At 72.4% G+C, this 18522-nt stretch carries 16 protein-coding genes; 6 read left to right on the top strand and 10 right to left on the bottom strand.

What is annotated here, in order from left to right; translation table 11 throughout:
- Positions 1-2: 2 nt before the first annotated feature.
- Positions 3-380 carry an STAS domain-containing protein gene (locus ABZS71_RS09790; RefSeq protein WP_355845142.1) on the bottom strand — a complete coding sequence of 126 codons (378 nt, stop codon included), beginning with the start codon at positions 378-380 and terminating at the stop codon, positions 3-5.
- Positions 381-694: 314 nt separating this feature from the next.
- Between ABZS71_RS09790 and ABZS71_RS09795 the strand changes: the two genes are divergently transcribed.
- The gene (locus ABZS71_RS09795; protein WP_355845043.1) at positions 695-1273 is read left to right on the top strand and encodes a sigma-70 family RNA polymerase sigma factor; all 579 of its coding nucleotides are present in this window, start codon (positions 695-697) and stop codon (positions 1271-1273) included.
- Between the two features lie 221 nt (positions 1274-1494).
- Complete coding sequence (locus ABZS71_RS09800) at positions 1495-2787, top strand: maleylpyruvate isomerase N-terminal domain-containing protein (RefSeq protein ID WP_356208713.1); 1293 nt, start codon at positions 1495-1497, stop codon at positions 2785-2787.
- Positions 2788-2811: 24 nt separating this feature from the next.
- On the opposite strand, the gene purU is transcribed toward ABZS71_RS09800, so the two are convergent.
- Together purU and ABZS71_RS09810 are read right to left on the bottom strand one after the other, a co-directional pair.
- Positions 2812-3681 (bottom strand): formyltetrahydrofolate deformylase, encoded by an 870-nt coding sequence (purU, locus tag ABZS71_RS09805; RefSeq protein ID WP_355845046.1) that lies wholly within the window; start codon positions 3679-3681, stop codon positions 2812-2814.
- A gap of 52 nt (positions 3682-3733) precedes the next feature.
- Positions 3734-4180 (bottom strand): hypothetical protein, encoded by a 447-nt coding sequence (locus tag ABZS71_RS09810; protein WP_355845049.1) that lies wholly within the window; start codon positions 4178-4180, stop codon positions 3734-3736.
- Between the two features lie 171 nt (positions 4181-4351).
- Between ABZS71_RS09810 and ABZS71_RS09815 the strand changes: the two genes are divergently transcribed.
- On the top strand, positions 4352-5668 hold the full coding sequence (locus tag ABZS71_RS09815) for an ABC transporter substrate-binding protein (RefSeq protein ID WP_356208662.1): 1317 nt from the start codon (positions 4352-4354) through the stop codon (positions 5666-5668).
- Between the two features lie 177 nt (positions 5669-5845).
- On the opposite strand, the gene ABZS71_RS09820 is transcribed toward ABZS71_RS09815, so the two are convergent.
- Positions 5846-7444: a hypothetical protein gene (locus tag ABZS71_RS09820; RefSeq protein WP_356208663.1), complete on the bottom strand. Its 1599-nt coding sequence runs from the start codon at positions 7442-7444 to the stop codon at positions 5846-5848.
- A gap of 254 nt (positions 7445-7698) precedes the next feature.
- Positions 7699-9084: a transcriptional regulator gene (locus ABZS71_RS09825; RefSeq protein WP_355845058.1), complete on the bottom strand. Its 1386-nt coding sequence runs from the start codon at positions 9082-9084 to the stop codon at positions 7699-7701.
- Positions 9085-9471: 387 nt separating this feature from the next.
- Here ABZS71_RS09825 and ABZS71_RS09830 point away from each other — a divergent pair, with 387 nt between their 5' ends.
- The 3 genes from ABZS71_RS09830 (at position 9472) to ABZS71_RS09840 (ending at position 12695) form a co-directional block, all read left to right on the top strand.
- The gene (locus tag ABZS71_RS09830) at positions 9472-10119 is read left to right on the top strand and encodes a bifunctional DNA primase/polymerase (RefSeq protein ID WP_356208664.1); all 648 of its coding nucleotides are present in this window, start codon (positions 9472-9474) and stop codon (positions 10117-10119) included.
- A gap of 108 nt (positions 10120-10227) precedes the next feature.
- The gene (locus ABZS71_RS09835; protein ID WP_355845064.1) at positions 10228-11034 is read left to right on the top strand and encodes an ABC transporter ATP-binding protein; all 807 of its coding nucleotides are present in this window, start codon (positions 10228-10230) and stop codon (positions 11032-11034) included.
- Positions 11031-12695 (top strand): transporter, encoded by a 1665-nt coding sequence (locus ABZS71_RS09840; RefSeq protein ID WP_356208666.1) that lies wholly within the window; start codon positions 11031-11033, stop codon positions 12693-12695. Before ABZS71_RS09835 ends, ABZS71_RS09840 begins: the two co-directional genes overlap by 4 nt.
- Before the next feature lie 110 nt (positions 12696-12805).
- Here ABZS71_RS09840 and ABZS71_RS09845 read toward each other — a convergent pair whose 3' ends face one another.
- From ABZS71_RS09845 to ABZS71_RS09865, 5 genes are all read right to left on the bottom strand, one after another.
- Positions 12806-13150 carry an SH3 domain-containing protein gene (locus ABZS71_RS09845; protein ID WP_355845070.1) on the bottom strand — a complete coding sequence of 115 codons (345 nt, stop codon included), beginning with the start codon at positions 13148-13150 and terminating at the stop codon, positions 12806-12808.
- Between the two features lie 116 nt (positions 13151-13266).
- On the bottom strand, positions 13267-14451 hold the full coding sequence (locus ABZS71_RS09850) for a lactate 2-monooxygenase (RefSeq protein WP_356208668.1): 1185 nt from the start codon (positions 14449-14451) through the stop codon (positions 13267-13269).
- 51 nt (positions 14452-14502) lie between these two features.
- Positions 14503-17529 carry a BTAD domain-containing putative transcriptional regulator gene (locus ABZS71_RS09855; protein ID WP_356208669.1) on the bottom strand — a complete coding sequence of 1009 codons (3027 nt, stop codon included), beginning with the start codon at positions 17527-17529 and terminating at the stop codon, positions 14503-14505.
- A gap of 80 nt (positions 17530-17609) precedes the next feature.
- Positions 17610-18071: a pilus assembly protein TadG-related protein gene (locus tag ABZS71_RS09860; protein WP_355845148.1), complete on the bottom strand. Its 462-nt coding sequence runs from the start codon at positions 18069-18071 to the stop codon at positions 17610-17612.
- 8 nt (positions 18072-18079) lie between these two features.
- Positions 18080-18520 carry a TadE/TadG family type IV pilus assembly protein gene (locus ABZS71_RS09865; protein ID WP_356208715.1) on the bottom strand — a complete coding sequence of 147 codons (441 nt, stop codon included), beginning with the start codon at positions 18518-18520 and terminating at the stop codon, positions 18080-18082.
- Between the last annotated feature and the right edge of the window lie 2 nt (positions 18521-18522).

Genomic DNA, 18522 nt, shown 5'->3' on the forward strand with positions numbered 1-18522 from the left:
TCTCAGGCCGAGAGGGAGTCCACCGCGTCCTCGTCGTCCTCGTCCGGCTGCGTGGCCGCCCCGAGGTCCGGATAGACGTCGAACAGCCGCCGTACGCCCAGCGCCGCCAGCACCCGGTGGACATGCGCGCCGTGCGCGGCGCCCTGCGGCGGCAGGATCAGTCTCAGGCGGCCGGAGCACGATCGCATCAGGCGGCGTGCCGCGATGAGCACGCCGACCCCGCTGGAGTCGCAGAAGCGGACCTCGGAGAGGTCCAGCACCACCCAGTGGCGGCCATCGGCGACCGCGTCGTGTACGTGTTGCCGGACCGCGGGCGAGGTCACCAGGTCCATCTCTCCAGAGACCTGGAGAACGACCCACTCCTCCCGCCGGTCCTCCATCACCTTCAACGTCACGCGCTCGAAGCCCTTCGCTCGCCGCTAACCGGAATTCGCTGTTCCAGGGCGGCTGCCCGCCCACTGCCGCATGAAACTCCCCCCGGCATACGCCTCGGGTGACGACCCTATGCCGTGCCGAAGCGTTTCGTCTCGCCCGTCCTGCGCAAAGTGACCGGACCAATACCATGTGCAGCCTCGCCGTGGCGCACTTTGCCTCATGGACGCGCGTTGTGTCAGCCCCCGGCACTACATTCGATATGAAGGTGGGCATAGTGCCTGGAGACTCGACCGGACGACGACTCAGGGATGGGGGCCGCATGGCGAACGACGCACCGCCCCGATGGGACCGCAGGATGCAGCAGCGCCTGGCACGCGGCGAAGCGGCCGCGCTCGGCGAGTTGTACGACCGTTTTGCCTCGCTTGTCCATCATCTCGCGCACCGTGTCCTGGAGGACGAGCCGGCGGCCGACCGCGTCACCCGTGAAGTCTTCGGCTACGTCTGGGAGAACCCGGACGCGTACGACCCCAAGCAGGGCTCGCTGCGCTCGTGGATGGCCATGCTCACCCACCGTCAGGCGGTGCACCGGCTCCGCCGCGCGCAGTCCGCCTCGGCCGACGAGGACGCGCCCACGACCGAGGACCTCGAGGAGCGGATCCGCGAGGCGTCCGTGGCCGCCCGCGCCGACTACATCGTCACCTCCATGCCCGCCCCGCTGCGCGCCGCCCTGGAGCTCGCCTACTTCGACCGCCGCGACTACCGCCAGGCCGCCGCCGCCCTCGGGGTCACCGAGGACGAGGCCAGGCGCCGGCTCCGGCTGGGTCTGCAGCTGCTCTCCACGGCCCATGTCCAACCGCCCCGCGCGGTCTCCCCTCCCGGCTACGGGCGGGCGCTGTGAGCGGGCCCGGCGGCGCGGAGCCCTATGGTGACCACGCCCTCGGCGACGAGCCCGCCGAGGGTTCCGGATCCGGATCGGGTTCCGGTTCCGGATCGGGTTCCGGATCCGATTCCGGTTCAGGTTCCGGTTCAGGTTCGGCGTCCGGCTCGGGGGACGGGAGAGACGGGCCCGGCCGGGGCAGCGCACCGGGCACCCCACCCGCCCCGGCCGGGCCACCCCGTATACCCCCGCCGCGACCGGCCGCCGAGGACAGTGGCCACTGGCCGGGCGCCCTGGACGGTGGGATCCCGGCCCCTCGGCCGCCCACGGCGGCCGAGCCGGAACCGGAACCGGAACCGGAACCCGATCCGGAACCGGAGCCTGAACCCGACCCGCTCGTCCCGGCTCCGGCTCCGGCTCGCCCGCCCTCACATGAGCTCCTCAAGTCGCTGCTCGGCGCATGGGCACTGGCCGCCTGCTCCCAGGAGGAGACCGCCGCCGTCGAGGCGCATCTCAACCACTGCAACGCCTGCGCCGAAGAGGCGCTGCGGCTGCGCGAGGCCGTCGGGCTGCTGCACACCGAGCACAGCCTCGACCTCGACCCCCTGCTCCGCTCCCGGGTCCTCGCGGGCTGCCTGGGCCGCCGCCCGGCCCGGATCCCCGTGCCCGGCTGGGCCGGTGCGTACGACGCGGAGGCCGCCCGGCTGGACGCGCTGCTGCGGGACATGGGCGAGGCCGAGTGGCGGGCGCCGGTGCGGCTCACATGGTTCGACGGGGAGCGGCTCACCGGGCGGGACACGACCGTCGCCGGGGTGATTGGGCATCTGATGGTCGTCGACGGCCTCATCGCCGCCTCCCTCGGCCTCCCCGACCCGCTCGGCGACGGTGCGCCTGGCACGCCGGCGGAGCGTACGGAGGCGTTCTGGCAGGCCGAGCCCATCGAGATGTACCAGGCCGATCCGCCGGGGGTCGTACGGGAGTTGTGGCGCGAACAGGGCCATGCGCTCGTCCGTACGGTGTCGTTCGCCGGGCGCGGGGTCTCGGACCTCGATGTGCCGTACGGCGACTTCGCGCTGCCGGTACGCGACTCGTTCCTGGACCGCGCCTTCGAATGCTGGGTGCACGCCGGGGACATCGCCGAGGCCATCGACTACCCGTATGAACCCCCGGCCTCCGCCCATCTCAAAGCCATGATCGACCTATGCGCCCGGCTGCTCCCCGACACGCTGGCCGAGCGGCGGCGCGCCGGGCTGGCGGCCCCGCCCCGCCGACTGGTCGCGGCGGGCTCGCCGGGCCGTACGCTCCATCTGGAGGTCGAGGGCACGGGTGGCGGCGACTGGTACATCCCGCTGGACTCACCGGCGGCGGTGGCCTCGCCGGAGGAAGCGGTGGCGCAGATCACGCTGGACCGGGAGGCGTTCTACCAGTTGGCGGCGGGGCATGTGACGCCGCATGAGGCGGCGGCGGGCCAGCGCGGTGACACGGAGGCGATCAGGGACGTCCTGTTCGCGACCGCGTCCCTCTCCCGGCTGTAGGCGTCCGCACCGGGTGGCCCGGCCTCAGGCGAAGACGACGGTCCGGTGGCCGTTGAGGAGCACGCGCCGCTCGCTGTGCCACTTCACGGCCCGTGCCAGCGCCTGGCATTCGACGTCGCGGCCCACCGCCACCAGCTGGTCCGGGGTCAGTTCGTGGCCGACGCGCTCGACCTCCTGCTCGATGATCGGGCCCTCGTCCAGGTCGGCGGTCACGTAGTGGGCCGTCGCGCCGATCAGCTTGACGCCGCGGGCATGTGCCTGGTGGTACGGCTTGGCGCCCTTGAAGCTCGGGAGGAAGCTGTGGTGGATGTTGATGATCCGGCCCGACAGCCGCTTGCACAGGTCGTCCGAGAGCACCTGCATATAGCGGGCCAGCACCACCAGCTCGACGTTCTCCGTCCGCACCAGCTCCAGCAGCTCGGCCTCGGCCTGCGCCTTGGTGTCCTTCGTCACGGGGATGTGGCGGAACGGAATCCCGTAGGAGCCCACCAGCTCCTGGAAGTCGGTGTGGTTGGAGACCACGGCCGCGATCTCCACCGGCAGCGCCCCGATCCGCGAGCGGAAGAGCAGGTCGTTCAGGCAGTGCCCGAACTTGCTGACCATGAGCACGATGCGCATCTTCTCGTCCGCGGGATGGATCTGCCAGTCCATCCGGAAGGACTCGCCGACCGCCGCGAAGCTGGCCCGCAGATCCTCCACCCGCACCGGCGAGACCGCGCGGAAGTGGACGCGCATGAAGAAGAGCCCGGTGTCACGGTCCCCGAACTGCTGGCTGTCCTCGATGTTGCAGCCGGTCATGAAGAGGTAGCTCGACACGGCGTGCACGATGCCCTGCTTGTCCGGGCAGGACAGCGTGAGGATGTACTGATCGGGGGCGGAATGCGACTCGCTCATGACTGTATAGCGTCGCACACCCGCGGCGATCCGCGGACCGCCGCGGACCGCGCTAGACCGCCCGCGTCATGATCGCCAGCACCTCGAGGGTCCGCGGCGGCGTATCAGGGTCGTCGCCGTCGTTCGTGGCGAGCCGCACATGGGCCTCGCGGGCCGCCCGTACGGCCTCGGGCCAGCCGTGGTGTTCGAGGTAGGCCGCGACCTGAGCGTCCGCCCCCACCTGGTGCATGATCCTCAGCACCCGTAGTACGGCGACATCGACGAGCGCCGCCTCCTGCGAGTCGCGGAAGATCGTGCCGACGTACTTCTCGGCGGACCAGTTGTCGAGCCAGGTGTCCTCGACCAGCCGGTAGACGGCATCGGTGACGTCCCCGTATCCATCCTGGCCGGCCAGCCAGCACTCCTGCTGGAAGACCGGGTCAGCGAGCATGTGCAGCGCCGAGCGCACATTGCTGCGCCAGCGCCACCACGGCATGTCATTGGCAGGCATACCGCCCATGGTGGTCGAGCGACGGCCGTGACGGGAAGACTTCTCCGAACCTTGCACAGTGGTCGATCGTACGTTCTTCACAGACAGGGACGAGCCGCCCCCCTCTGTTCACCTTCCAGCCACCCTTCATTGGGTTGTCATAACGGCTGCGTTCCGTCCGCGAGGCCAGGATTCATAGCTATGACCGGATGGCGACGCCCCTCCTCCCGCCCTTTCCGAGCCGCTGTCGCGGCACTGTGCACGGCGGTCGGCGTGTCGCTGCTGACCGGCTGCGGCGCGATGCCAGGACTGGCCAAGGGGGCCGACAGCAAGCCCATCACCGTGATGACATGGGCGCCCGAGGGCACCAAGGCGACCAATATGCCGGGGATGCCCGCGATGGCGAAGGCATACGCCCGGTGGGTCAATGACTCCGGCGGCATCAACGGCCGCGAGCTGAAGATCATCACCTGCAACGAGCGCAACGACGCGATCCAGGCCGCCCGCTGCGCCCAGCAGGCCAAGGAGGAGAAGGCCGTCGCGGTCGTCGGCTCGTACAGCCAGCACGGGCGGTCGTTCATTTCCCCACTGGAGGTCGCGGGCATCCCCTACATCGGCGGCTACGGGCTGACCCAGGAGGAGTTCAACAGCCCGTACTCCTACCCCGTCAACGGCGGCCAGGCCGCGCTGCTCGTGGGCAACGGCCGCCAGCTGGCGGCCGTCTGCCACCGCGTCTCCCTCGTACGCCCCGACACCATCGCGGGCGACGAGCTGCCCGAACTCCTCGACACCGGCCTCAGGGCGGGCAAGCGCGAGGGCGCCCATGACGTCCGCGCACCCGAGGACGCGGGCGACTACAGCGACCAGGCCCGCAACGCCCTGGGCGGCGTCGGCGCCGACAGCTCCCTCGGCACCCTCGCGCAGGGCTCGGCGCTGGACAGCTCTTGTGTCACGGCGGCCCTCGGCAATCGCACGGGCACCTTCTTCGACTCCTTCCGACGGGTCCAGGAGGATCATCCGAAGGTACGGATCGCCTCCGTACTCGGCAGCGTCCGGCAGTCCCTCGTCGACAGCACGGGCGGCAGCAGCAGCCCCCTGGAGGGCACGTACGCCACCGGCTGGTACCCGGCCGCGGACGATCCGCGCTGGGACGCCATGAACAAGGTGATCAAGAAGTACGCCTTCGACGACAACCGTATCGACCCCGCCGACCCCGGCACCCAGACGACCTGGATCGCCTACACCGTGCTGCGCTCGGTCCTGATGTCGCTGAACAGCGACGACATCAGCGCCCGCTCCGTGCGGAACGCGCTGGATCACGGCCACTCGGTCAACACCGGCGGGCTGACGCCGACGCTGCGATGGGGATACGGCGACATGCTGGACGTGCCCAACTACTCGCGGATCGTGAACCCCGACGTCACCTACCAGGTGGTGCGGAACGGGCAGCTGGTGCCGGTGCGCAGGGGGTTTGTCAACGTGGCGAAGACGCTGGAGCGCTACAACCCGGCGGTCTGACCGGGCGAGCCGAGCGGGCGGGCTGACGGCCGTTGAGCCGCAGGTCGACGGCGAAGGGCCCGGAGCTCTGCAGAGCTCCGGGCCCCTCGTACGTCTGACCGCCGCTCTGACGGCCGTTGAGCCGCCGCTCTGACGGCCGTTGAGCCGGGGGCGGCGCGGCCGCCCCCGGCCCCCGCGTCACAGCTCGGTGGCCTGGTGCTGGCTGAGCCCGTACCTCGAGGCGATGGGGTTCCAGATCCCGGCCGCCGTCTTCTTGGCGGCGGTCGCCCGGCCGCTCGCCAGCTCGGCCGCGCCGACCCGGGGCGTCCGGCGGGCCTTGCCCTTGTGGCAGCCCTTCTTGCCGCCGCCGACCTGATCGGCCCAGGCCGCGTACTGGTTGTCGGCCGTCGCCGAGGACTTCCACGCCTTGGTGAGGGCCGCGGTCAACTCCGCGTTGTTCGGCAGCTTGTCCACGGAGAGCTTGCCCAGCCGGGCCACCAGCCCATTGCGCTGGCCCGCGGCCGTCCGCAGGTCCGAGGCCGCCGTGGACAGGTCCTTGCAGTTCTTGATGTTGTCCACGGCCTTGATCACCGACGCGCGGCTGTTGTTGCTGTCGGCGAGCAGCGCGTCCAGCGCCTTCGCCTGCGGCTGGGCCGGGTCCGTGGCGGCCTTGCCCGGGGCGTCCTCGGCGGCGCTCGGGGAGGAGCTGCTCAGCGTCGAGTTGTCGCTCTTCTTGTCGTCACCGCCGCCCATGCTGAGCGCGGCTCCGGCGGCGAGACCGGCGATGCCGCAGCCCGCGACGACGAGACCGATGAGCATGGGGCGCGACATACGGCGGCGTCCGCCACCTCCTCCGCGGCCACCACGGCCACCGTGGCCCCCGTGGCCGGGCGGGCCCTGCTGGCTGAACTGCGGCATCTGCTGCGTCTCATCGGGAGCGTCGGCCCCCGCGCCGCCGGCCGCCCCGTCCGCACGGAACAGCCCGTCGAACTCGGAGGGCGGCGGGCGGTCCCCCGGAAGGCCGGGCCGGATCGCGTACGGGGAGCCGCCTGGCCGCGGCGGCTCGGCGGCCGCCGGGACCGGACCCGGCAGCACCGCGGTCTCCTCGGCGGCGCTGGGGGCGGAGTTGGGGGCGGGGGAGGCGGTCTGCCGCTGGCGGTGGGCGCCACGGCCAGGGCCGACCGTGCGCAGCTGGGTGGTGGACTCGGCGGGCGACTCGGGCTTCCCGGGCCGGTTCTCGGGCGGCAGCGGCGCGCTCTTGACCGGGGCGAGCATCGTGGTCGGGTTGTCCTGGGGCGGCTGCGCCTGGCCCAGCACGGGGGGTATGAACTGGGTCGCCTCGGCGTCGCCTGCGGGCTGCTGCGGCAGCATCTGAGTCGCCTCGGCGTCGCCCGCGGATTGCGGCGGCAGCATCTGAGTCGCCTCGGCGGCGTTGTAGGGCTGCGCCGGTCTCTCCGGCGGCGGCTGCGGCGACCAGCCCTGCTGCCCGTACGGCTGCCCCTCGGGCGGCAGCGGCTGCCCCTCCCGCGGCAGCGGGGCGCCGAATCCGCCCTCCGGCGGCAGCGGCGCCCCCGCGGAGGGTTCCGAGCCCGCAGCCCACGGTGCGCCCTGCGGCGCCCCTTGCGGCCCCCAGGGCTGCCCCCACGCCTGCCCACCTGCCGGGGCCGCGTGATGCTGCTCCGAGGACCACTGGTCGCCCTGGGCGGGCAGCACGACACCCTCGCGCACGGGGTGCGGGGGCTGCGCGGGCGGGACCGCAGGCAAATGCGGCTCATTCCCCTGTCCGCTCTGCGTCACCGGGACTCCTTGGCTATGCGGAACTTACGGAATCGTCGGCTCACGCTACCGGTTCACCGGACACCTCGGCGCCCGTCGGCCGGCCCGGAAAGGGAGAGACTGGTCACCGGCTCATCGCCCACACCGCCGTGACCAGCGGCGATGCCCGGAGATGGCGAGGAGGGGGCCGACGCCGGGCCCGGGCCGCCGCCACCACGGCGCATCGGAACAAACCCGGCCACAGCGCTCACAACGCACCGCGTCGCGCCCAGGAATCAGGCGACCTGCACCTCCAGCCGCGCCCCGAACTCCCGCACCACCGGTTCGTCCCGGTACGGCTCCAACCGCTGCTGGAAGTCGTCCAGATACTCCGCGCCCCGGTTCGACCGCAGCGTCCCCAGCAGATTCACCGCCTGGGTGCCGATATGGCACGCCTGCTCCACCTCGCGCTGCTGCACATGCGCCGTGGCCAGCAGCAACAGCCCGATCGCCCGCCGCCGTACGCGCCCCTCCGGATGCCCCTCCAGGGCCTCCTCGGCGCGCCGTCGGGCCGGTTCGGCCTGGCCCAGGTCGCGGTGGCAGTGGGCCAGCTCATCCGCGAGATACGCCTGGTCGAAGTGGCGGATCCACAGGGGCTCGTCCCCGGATTCGTCCCCCACCGCCCGCTCCATGGCATCCAGCGCCCGGCCGGCCGCGGACTGGCACGCCCGCGCGTCCCCCATCAGCGCGTGCCCGCGCGCCTCGGCCGCCAGGAACATCGACTCGGCGCGCGGCGGCACCTGGCCGCGCGAGCCCTCCTGCGCGGCCTTCGCCAACTGGGCGATCTCCCGCGGATTGCCCAGCTGGGCGGCGAGATGGCTCATGCCGGCGGCGAGCACATAGCCGCCGTAGCCCCGGTCCCCTGCGGCCTGCGCCAGCCGTAGCGCCTGGATGTAGTAGCGCTGGGCGAGCCCGGACTGACCGGTGTCAATCGCCATATATCCGGCCAATTCCGTCAACCGGGAGACGGTCGCGAAGAGTTCACGCCCGACCGACTCGCGGTACGAGCCGGCCAGCAGCCCGGAGACGACGCTGTTCAGATAGTGGACGACGACGGGGCGCACATGCCCGCTGCCGTAGCGGTGGTCGAGATCGACGAGCGCGTCGGTCGTGGCGCGTACGGCGGCGACGTCGGACCGGCCGACCCGGGCACCGGCCGTGCGCGCGACCTGGACGTCCGCACCGGTGATCAGCCAGTCACGGCTGGGCTCGACCAGCGCCGAGGCGGCGACCGTCGAACCGCTCAGGAAGTCACGGCGGCCGACATCGCTGCGCCACAACTCGCAGACCTGCTCTATCGCGCCGAGCACGGTGGGCGAGAACTGCAGGCCGACGCCCGACGCGAGGTTCTTGCCGTTGGCCATGCCGATCTCGTCGATCGTGACCGTACGGCCCAGCTTGCGGCCGAGCGCCTCGGCGATGATGCCCGGGGCGCGGCCACGAGGCTGCTGCCCGCGCAGCCATCGGGCGACCGACGTCTTGTCGTAGCGCAGATCCAGACCGTGCTCGGCGCCGCACATATTGACCCTGCGCGCCAAGCCGGCGTTGGAGCACGCGGCTTCCTGGATGAGCGCCTGCAGCCGTTCGTTCGGCTGCCGCGCCACAAGCGGCCTAGCGGCCATGGCTTTACCCCCAGTGACTGCTGTGCGTTCTCGGCGAATCCGTCCCTGTTGATCAGTGATGCCCCGCAGATATCGCAGGTATACGGTGAATGCGGACCTTGCCCGAATTGACCGCATCGTTCGCGTACGGCGCCGACACGAGTCCGGGACCGCCGCCGCGCGCGGCGCGGCACGGCCGCCGGACACTCGTACGCCCGTCACGCATGGTGGCTACCCGCTTACAGAGCCGCAACCCCGCACGCGCCCCCGGTCGTGCACCCATGCGCCCCGTATGCCGTCGCGCGCACCCACCGGACCCCATGTGGGCCCCATCCGGCCCCCGCCCAGGCGGGGGTCCGGCCGTAACCCTTGTTGACGGCGGAAGTTGTCTTCTGCGTGGAAGAGACCATGGACGTGACAGGAACATCGCAGATCCCTCAGCAGCGCGGGGAGCGGCTGCGCGACGCCGCGGTGCGATATGCCGAAGAGCGGCATTGGGACGTGCTCTCCGGCGCCTGGCTGGAGGCCGTGGACGGCATGGAGCGCTGCTCCTGCGCGAGCGCCGACTGCCCGGCCCCCGGCGCCCATCCGGCCGGCCGGGACTGGGTGAACCAGGCGACGGGGAGCGCGGTCGTGGTCCGCCGCATGTGGGCCAAGACGCCGCGCGCCTCGATCCTGCTGCCCACCGGCCGCACCTTCGACGCGCTCGACGTCCCGGAGTCGGCGGGCTGTCTGGCGCTCGCGCGCATGGAGCGCCGTCATGTCGAACTCGGCCCGGTCACCTCCACCCCCGGCCGCAGGCTCCTCTTCTTCGTCCTGCCGGGCGCCGCGGCCAAGATCCCGGACCTGGTACGCAACCTGGGCTGGCCGCCGAACACGATCGACCTGGTCGCGCGCGGCGAGGGGGACTATGTGGTCGCGCCCCCGACCCGGGTGGGCCACCGCGGCCCGATCCAGTGGGCCCGTAAGCCGACCGCCACGAACCGCTGGCTGCCGGACGCGGAGGAGTTGGTCGCCGCCCTCGCCTACGCGTGCGGCCGCGAGCGCCGCCGCTGACGCACCCGGACGCACCGGACACGCCGGGGCACCCCGCCCGTATGGTGGTCGGCGGACGGGGACACGACCGGTCCCCGCATCAGCTGACGTGGGAAGACGGGGAACCGGGTGCCGGAAGAACAGACACACGCCGCACAGCCGACGACGACCGCCGCGGTGCGGGTGAGCGGGCTGTGGAAGCGCTACGGGGAGCAGATCGCGGTCGCGGGCATCGAACTGGAGCTGCCCGCCGGGCAGTTCATCGGACTCGTCGGCCCCAATGGGGCCGGCAAGACCACCACACTCTCGATGATCACCGGGCTGCTGCGCCCCGACTCCGGCACCGTCGAGGTCGCCGGCCACGACGTATGGCAGGACCCGGTCGAGGTCAAGGCGCGCATCGGGGTGCTGCCCGAGGGGCTGCGGCTGTTCGAGCGGCTCTCCGGCCGTGAACTCCTCGCGTACACCGGGCGGCTGCGCGGACTGCCCGGCGAGGAGGTCGACAAGCGCGCCACCCAGCTGCTGGACGTCCTGGATCTGGCGGGCGCGCAGAACAAACTGGTCGTCGACTACTCGACCGGTATGCGGAAGAAGATCGGCCTGGCCGCCGCGCTTCTCCACAATCCGGAAGTCCTCTTCCTCGACGAGCCCTTCGAGGGCGTGGACCCGGTCTCCGCGCAGACCATCCGCGGCGTTCTGGAGCGCTACACCCGCTCCGGCGCCACCGTCGTCTTCTCCAGCCATGTCATGGAGCTGGTGGAGTCGCTGTGCGACTGGGTCGCGGTCATGGCGGCCGGACGGATCCGGGCGCACGGGCCGCTGGCCGACGTACGGGGCGAGGCGCCGTCCCTGCAGGACGCCTTTCTGGAGCTGGTCGGCGCGAACCGGCGCACGGCCGGACAGAACCTCGACTGGCTGGGCGGCGGCGCCCGATGACGCTCACCGACCCGCTCGGCGCCACGGCGCCCGCCCCGCCCGCCGCCCCCACCGGCTCGCCCACGCCCGTCTTCGTCACCCTGAAACTGTCGCTGCTGCGCAACGGGCTGCGGCAGTCGGCGGGGCGGCGCGCCGCGTACATGGCCTCGATCGTCGTCACGCTGCTCTTCGCCGCGCTGCAACTGCTCGGGCTGGTGCTGCTGCGCGGCCATGACCACGCCGACGCGCTCGTCACCCTGCTGACCGCGGTGCTCGCCCTGGGCTGGGCGGTGATGCCGCTGTTCTTCCCGAGCGGCGACGAGACCCTGGACCCGACCCGGCTGGTGATGCTGCCGCTGCGGCCCCGTCCGCTGATCACCGCGTTGCTGGTGTCGTCGCTGATCGGCATCGGCCCGCTGTTCACCCTGACCCTGGTGGCGGGTTCCGCCGTCGCCGTCGCGCACGGGGCGGCGGCCGCGGCCGCGGGCGTGGCCGCCGTCGTTCTGACGCTGCTGCTGTGCGTGGCGCTGGCGCGCGCCGTCGCGACCGCCAACACCCGCCTGCTGACCAGCCGCAAGGGCCGCGACCTGGCGCTGCTGAGCGGGCTGTTCATCGCGATCGGCGCGCAGTTCGTGAACCTCGGGGCACAACAGCTCAGCGGCAAGAACGGCCTCGCCGTACTGGAACCGGTCGCCGGCGTCCTGCGCTGGGTGCCGCCCGCGGCGGCGGTCGACGCCGTCCAGGGCGTGAGCGACGGCTCGTACGCCACCGCCGCCGCCCAGTTCGCCCTGACCGCCGGGACGCTGGCGCTGCTGCTGTGGTGGTGGGCGCGCGGCCTCACCCACCTGATGACCGCGCCGGACGCCTCCACGCTCCAGGCGGCGACGCCCAAGGAGGCGCGGGCGGGGTCCGCCGACGCGGCGGACGCGGCGGGCCCGCTCGGCCGGCTACTGCCCGCCGGCCGCATCGGCACGGTCATGCTGCGCACGCTGCGCTACGCCGTACGGGACCCGAAGTCCAAGGCCTCATGGGCGACCTCACTGGGCATCGGTCTGCTGCTGCCCGTCGTCACCGCCGTACAGGGCAATGGCTCGGTCTATACGGCGTGCTGGGCGTCCGGGCTGCTCGGGATGCAGATGTACAACCAGTTCGGGCAGGACTCCTCGGCCTTCTGGATGGTCGCGCAGACGATCTCCTCCCCGCGTGACGCCTGTCTGGAGCTACGGGGCCGGGCGCTGGCGCTGGTGCTGGTCGCGCTGCCGTACGTCACGCTCGTGGTGCTCGGGTCCGCCGCCCTCATGAAGAACTGGCCCGCCGCCCCGGAGACGCTGGGGCTGGCGCTGGCGCTGCTCGGCTCGCTGCTGGCGACCGGGGCCATGACGTCCTCGCTGTTCCCGTACTCCATCCCGCAGGACAGCGGCTACAAGAACGTCGTGCCGGGGCAGGCGGGGCTCGCCTGGATCAGCATCTTCGGCGGGATGATCGTGGGTGCCCTGGTGTGCGCGCCGGTGCTGGCGCTCACGATCTGGCTGCACGTCTCCGGGGCGCATGCGTGGCTGTGGGTGCTGCTTCCGGTGGGCGCGGTGTACGGCGCGTTGATCACGGAGGCGGGGCTGCGGCTGGCCGCACCGCGCGCGGCGGCGCGGCTGCCGGAGATTCTGACGGCGGTCAGCAAGGGATGAGACGCAGTGGGCGGCGGGGGCGCGGGCCCGGTCACGGCCCCTGCCCCTCGCCGCCCTTCTCTCCCCCTACTGCGGAAACGTCACTGCGCCTTACTGCCGGAACGTCACCGCTAGTCCAGGTACTTGCTGTAGACCCAGCCCCTGGTCCCGGCCCGCATTCCCGAAGTGGTCCGCTTGATGATCTTTCCGTACGACCAGCTCTTCTCGAAGCCGCGCGTACGGCAGAAGTACCGGAATGAATCTCCCCGGTAAAGCGTCCCAATCACTCGGTACTGCTTTCCAGGCCCGGTACGGAATCGGGCGCCACTCGTCGCGACCTTGAAATTGACGTCCGGAGAATTGAACTGGCAGGCCGACGGCCCCACCGCGGACGCGGTCGGTGCCAGAGCCACCGAACCGCCCAGCATCAGAGTCGCCGTCAGCACGACCATCGAGGCTTTACGTTTAAGCTTCACGCAATCTCTCCCCCCGTGGCAGTCGTTATGCATTGCGCGCAGACGAGCGTAGCACCAGCCAATGCGGAAGCCCCGGACCCGGTAATGCCGAGAAGTCGCCGTGCCGGAAGGGAATGTCAGACGAGCGCGGACGGGGTCAGCCCCGCGGCATCCGTATGGCCCGACAACGCCATCGTCAGCTCGAACTCGGCCATCAGCGCCCGGATCACATGCTCGACGCCCGCCTGCCCGTCGAGCCCGAGCCCATACGCGTACGGACGCCCGAGCAGCACCGCGCGGGCGCCGAGGGCCAGCGCCTTGAACACGTCGTCACCACTGCGTACCCCGCTGTCGAACAGCACGGCCATCCGGTCCCCGACCGCCTCCACCACCCCCGGCAGCGCGTCCGCGGCCCCGATCGACCCGCCCACCTGGCGCCCGCCGTGGTTGGAGACGACGACCCCGTCCATCCCCGCCGCCGCCGCGCGGCGCGCGTCATCCGGGTGGAGAATCCCCTTCAGCACGATCGGGCCGTCCCAGTGCTCCCGCAGAAGCGCCAGATCCTCCCAGGTCTTCCCGGGATCCCCGAACATCCCCACAAAGTGCAGCACCGCCGCGTCCCTGTCCTCATGGACCGGCTTGGCGAGCCCGGCCTGAAACGCCGGATCCGTAAAGTAGTTGGCCGTCCCGACGCCCCGCAGAAACGGCAGATACGCCTGATCCAGATCGCGCGGCCGCCACGCCAGCAGCGGTGTGTCCAAGGTGACGAAGAGCGCCGTGAAACCGGCCGCTTTCGCCCGGCCGAGAAAGCTCTTGGTGACCTCGCGGTCCTTCCCCCAGTACAACTGGAACCACCGCTCACCGTCCCCCATCGCCTCCGCGACCTGCTCCATCGGCGTACTGGAGGCCGACGACAGAATGAACGGCACCCCCTGCGCGGCCGCGCCCCGCGCCGCCGCGCACTCCGCCTCCGGATGCATGATCGACAACACCCCGATCGGCGCGAGCGCGACCGGCGCCGGCAGCCGCCTCCCCCACAACTCCACCGACAGATCCCGCCGCCGCACATCCCGCAGCATCCGCGGCAGGATCCGCCGGCGCTCCAGCGCCTCCCGATTGGCGCGCTCCGTACTACCGTTGCCGGCGCTCCCGGCCACATACCCCACGGGCCCCGGCCCCAGCCGCCCGGCGGCCAGCTCCTCCAGCCGTCCGAGCTCGGCGGGCAACCGGGGCACGGCGCCGGTCATCCCGTTCAGGTAGATCTCGTACTGGAACGCCGCCCAGTCCTTGCCGGCCCCGTTCGCGTTCTCGTTCCCGATCATCCGTATCCCTCCGCGCCGCCGTCCTGACGCCTCAGTCGTTTCGGCCCGCGCTCAGTTGGCCTCGGCCCGCGGTCCGCGCCAGGAGGGCAGCAGCTCGTCCAGCAGTGCCTCGGTGCGCGGCGGGAGGCCCCGCGCGCCCCCGTTCAGGGTCTGGTTGCGGGCGACGAGGCCGTCCGCCGTCGACTGGAGGAGGTCCAGGTCGCCGGTGGCGTGGACCGCGCGCAGCAGCTCGTTCCACAGCCGCTCGTCCGCCGGGGCGGTGGCCAGCGCCGCGTTGAGGGACTCGATCGCCCAGGCCGCCCGGTCCGCCTCCAGATGGTGGCTGGAGAGCGCCAGGGCCACATCAGTGACCAGCATCGGCAGCTGGGCCTCGATCAGCTCATGGGACAGCCAGCCGTAGCGGCCCTCGGGACGGTCGGCCAGCAGCGGCCCGCGGGCGAGCGCGAGCGCGTCGGTGAGCAGCCGCTCCCGTACGGAGGCGCGGCGCGCGCCCCGCCCCTCGGTCGCCTCGTGGTGGAGCGTCCGCAACACATCCAGGTCCGAGACCACGGACGCGGCCAGGGTGAGCCGGCCCGTCTCGTCCCGGCCCAGCCGCGGGGTGCCGTCCGGATCGTCGCCCAGCCAGCCGTGCAGCCGCTCGATGAGCGCGTCCCGTACGTCCTCCGTGGCGCCACGAGGCCACAGGGCCGAGGCCAGCACCCGCGGATGGACGCCCTCGCGGTGCAGCAGCAGCAGAGCGAGCGCCTCGTGCAGCAGCGGGCTGCGGTCGTCGTCCGGGGTGTCGAGCCCGATGATCTCGTACGGGCCCACCAGACGCGCGTACACCGCGGGCCGCCCCCGCTCGGTGATGTCGACCATGAAGGGCGGAGGGGCGGTGTCCGGCCCATCGGGGCGCGGCCCCGCGTCGGGGTCGGCGGCGGCGAACAGGTCGACGACCGCGCGGTGCTGGGCCTCGGGCAGCAGCTGCGCCGTCAGCTCCAGGCCGAGCAGCGGCGCGAGCAGCCGCCCATCAGAGGTGATCTCCAGCTCCCAGGTGGCGCCGGGGAGTTCACCACGCCCGGTGCCGATCAGATAGCCGATGCCCAGGCGGCCGGAGTCGGCGGCGAGCCCGGCCAGCCGCGCGGCCTGCTCTTCGGTGGGCTCGGCGGCCAGCAGCACCAGATGCGGGGCGCGCTGGGTGTGCTGCGGACGGCCCGTGCGCCCGGTGAGGACCGAGTCGTGGCCCGCCGCGCCGAGCGCGCCGCGGCGCTGCCGGGTCTCGGCGTCCATGGTCTCGATCAGGGCGTCGACATCCTCGACATGACGGACCCGGGTGGGCGCGAGCGCACCGAGCTCCTGCCCGAACCCGACGAGGGTCACGGTGAGCCGGTCCGACCAGCCGTTGGTGGCGAGTTCGGCCGCGACCGAGGCGAAGAGGGCGGTCCGGTCCGCCTCGGAGCCGGTCAGGGAGACGATGCCGGGGACTGCCTCCAGATTGAGCAGCAGCCGGGCGTCGTCCAGCGTGCCGAGGCTGACCAGGCCCGGGTAGGGGGCGGCGGTTCCGTCGTCCTCGTGCGGCTCCTGCGGCCGGACATCGGCGCGGCGCACCTGCCAGAACGTCTGGTCCTGGCCGGGCTGCCAGGGCGCCGGGGGCTCCCCGGAGGGCGCGGCGAGCTGAAGGTGGATCTCGGCGGCGGTGAGCCAGGCGGCGTAGACGGTCGGCAGCTGGCGGTTCTCGTCGGCGAGCGCGGCGGACAGACCGCGCAGCGCGCTGTCGAGGTCGCGTACGGCGTCCGGGTCGGCGCCCACGAGCAGCGCGTCCTGCGCGTCGGCGGCGGGGCCGGTGGGCGTGAGGTCGATGCCGCTGCCGCGGCCCGTCACCGACATGGCGGCCTGCCACAGCGCGGCCCGGCGGCGCCGGCCGAGGGCGCCCAGCAGCCCGGCGGCGAGCAGCGGAGCGCCGATGAGCGCCTCGGACAGACCGAAGGAGGAGTCCGAGCTGCCGGCCGTCGCGGTCTCGGCCTGCCCGGCGTCGTCCCGCTGCTGGTCGGGCCGGGCGACCGGCTCCTTGTGCACATCGCTCGCGGGGTCCGCCTGCCCGCCGCCCTGCTGCTGGTCGCCGCCGCCCTGCTGCTGGTCCGCGTGCGGGCTGTCGCGGTCGTAGTCCTGGATCTGCTGACGTACGTCCGGCGAGACCTTCGGCGCCTCGTCGGGCATCTCGACGAGCTCACCGCCGCGCGCGTCCGCCGGCATCTCCATGATCCAGCCGGGGCGGATCAGGCTGGCCTGCGAGAGCTTCGAACCGTCCGGCTGCAGACGGTCCTTATTGAGCTCGTAGATCTCCTTATAGCGGCGGCCGTCGCCGAGGTGGCGGTCGGCGATCTCCCACAGGGAGTCATGATGGCGGCCCTCGGGCGGCTGGATGCGGTAGAACTTCGTGTTCTTCCCGGCGTGCCGGGCCGCCCCTTCGGCCCGGTCGCCCGCCGTCGGGTCCACCGCCTGCTTGCCCTGCGGGCGCATCCCCGACTGGGCGCCGTCCTGCCCCTGGGTGTGCGCGGCCTGCCGGTGCGCGGCCTGCTGGTGCGCGCCGGGCGTCTGCTGGGCGGCGGCCACCGTGGAGCGGTGGTTGGCGTCGTACGCGTTCCCCATCTGCGAGAGCCCCGGCGTCAGGCTCGCGGCCGTCGCGCCCACCAGCAGCAGCGCGGCCACCAACTGGCGGGCGAGCAGCTGGCTCGGCCCGGCGCCGGGTATGCGCGACGGCATCCCCACCCCGGACAGCTCGGCCTTCCCCTCGACCAGCACACACGCCGTGAACTGCGCCCAGGCCAGCCACACCACGACCGTGAGCACCTTGATGAAGATGCCCGCGGTGATCGGCTGCCGCACGGTGTCCATCGACGGCATCTGATGCGGCAACGGCCAGCCCACGAAGTACGCGAGCGACCCCGGCACACCGATGAGCAGCACGGCCAGCCCGATGAAGGCGAGGAACGCCTTGACGAAGTCACCGGCCGTACGCTGCGGATTGCGGGGCAGCGGCCTGGGCTGGGGACCCCCGGCGGTGCGGGGGCTGGTGCGTGCTCGAGCTGTGCGCGCCATGGCGGGTTTCCTATGCCGTCGGTGGTCGCCGGGGGTGCGACAGATGCTGATGGGACAACTCTAGTGCTCGTCAGTCACGCTCAGTCGGTGCGCGTCTCGGCCGCCGAGCTGCCGTGCACCGTGATCGAGCCCTGGTAGAACAAGCCGGTCAGCACGGGCTCGTAGGTCAGCTGGATCTCGACCTCGACCCGCTCGGCGGTGGCGCTGGTGCAGCGGGACCCGGCGACATCCGCTCCCGAGAGACCGGCCTCGCGCACGAACGCCCGCACCCGGGCGCCGCAGTTCGCGAAGTTGATGGCCGGGCGGCCCTCGCGCAGCGCCTCCTGGTCGAGGTCCTGGGCGGCGTAGCGGGCCGCCTGTTCCGCGTAGTCGGCGGCGCGCTCGCGCTGGGAGATGGACAGGCCGCCGTCGATGACGAAGGCGGCGATCGCCAGGAAGAGCACCGCGAAGATGATGACCGCCGCGGCCCCGGACCCCCGGTCCTCACCGAGCCGCGCCCGCGGCCCCGCGGCCGCGCGCCGCAGCGCCCCGCCCCTGCTCACGCGTTCGCTCACGCCGCCCTCCGGAACGGGTCGATGGGCGAGGTGGCACGGCCCTTGATTGTGCTGCCGATGTCCAGACCGAGCATGCCCAGGCCCCTGACCCGGCAGCTCACCTGGACCGTGAAGAAGCCGCCGGGCTTGAAGCTGCTGCCCGCCATCGACACCTGCGGGGAGCCCTCGCACACATCGCCGAGGTCCGCCTCGGCCGCCTTGCGCGCCTCGCTCATCGCGACCCCGTAGTCGTGCTGGATGGAGCCCGCGCGTGCGGCGTCGCGCGCGGCGCCGTCGACCGCGCCACGGCCGTCCACCAGTTGGCCGAAGGCCACCAGCACCAGGATGAACATGATCATTACGGGTGCGAGGATCACGACCTCGATGGTCGAGAGGCCGGCGTCACCGCTCCGCCCGGAGCCTGCGATGCGCCTCGCGAGCGCCGTACGTCGTACCAGCT

Origin of the sequence: Streptomyces sp. NPDC005393 (genome assembly GCF_040606675.1) — a bacterium.
In the GTDB taxonomy this organism is placed as follows: Bacteria; Actinomycetota; Actinomycetes; order Streptomycetales; family Streptomycetaceae; genus Streptomyces.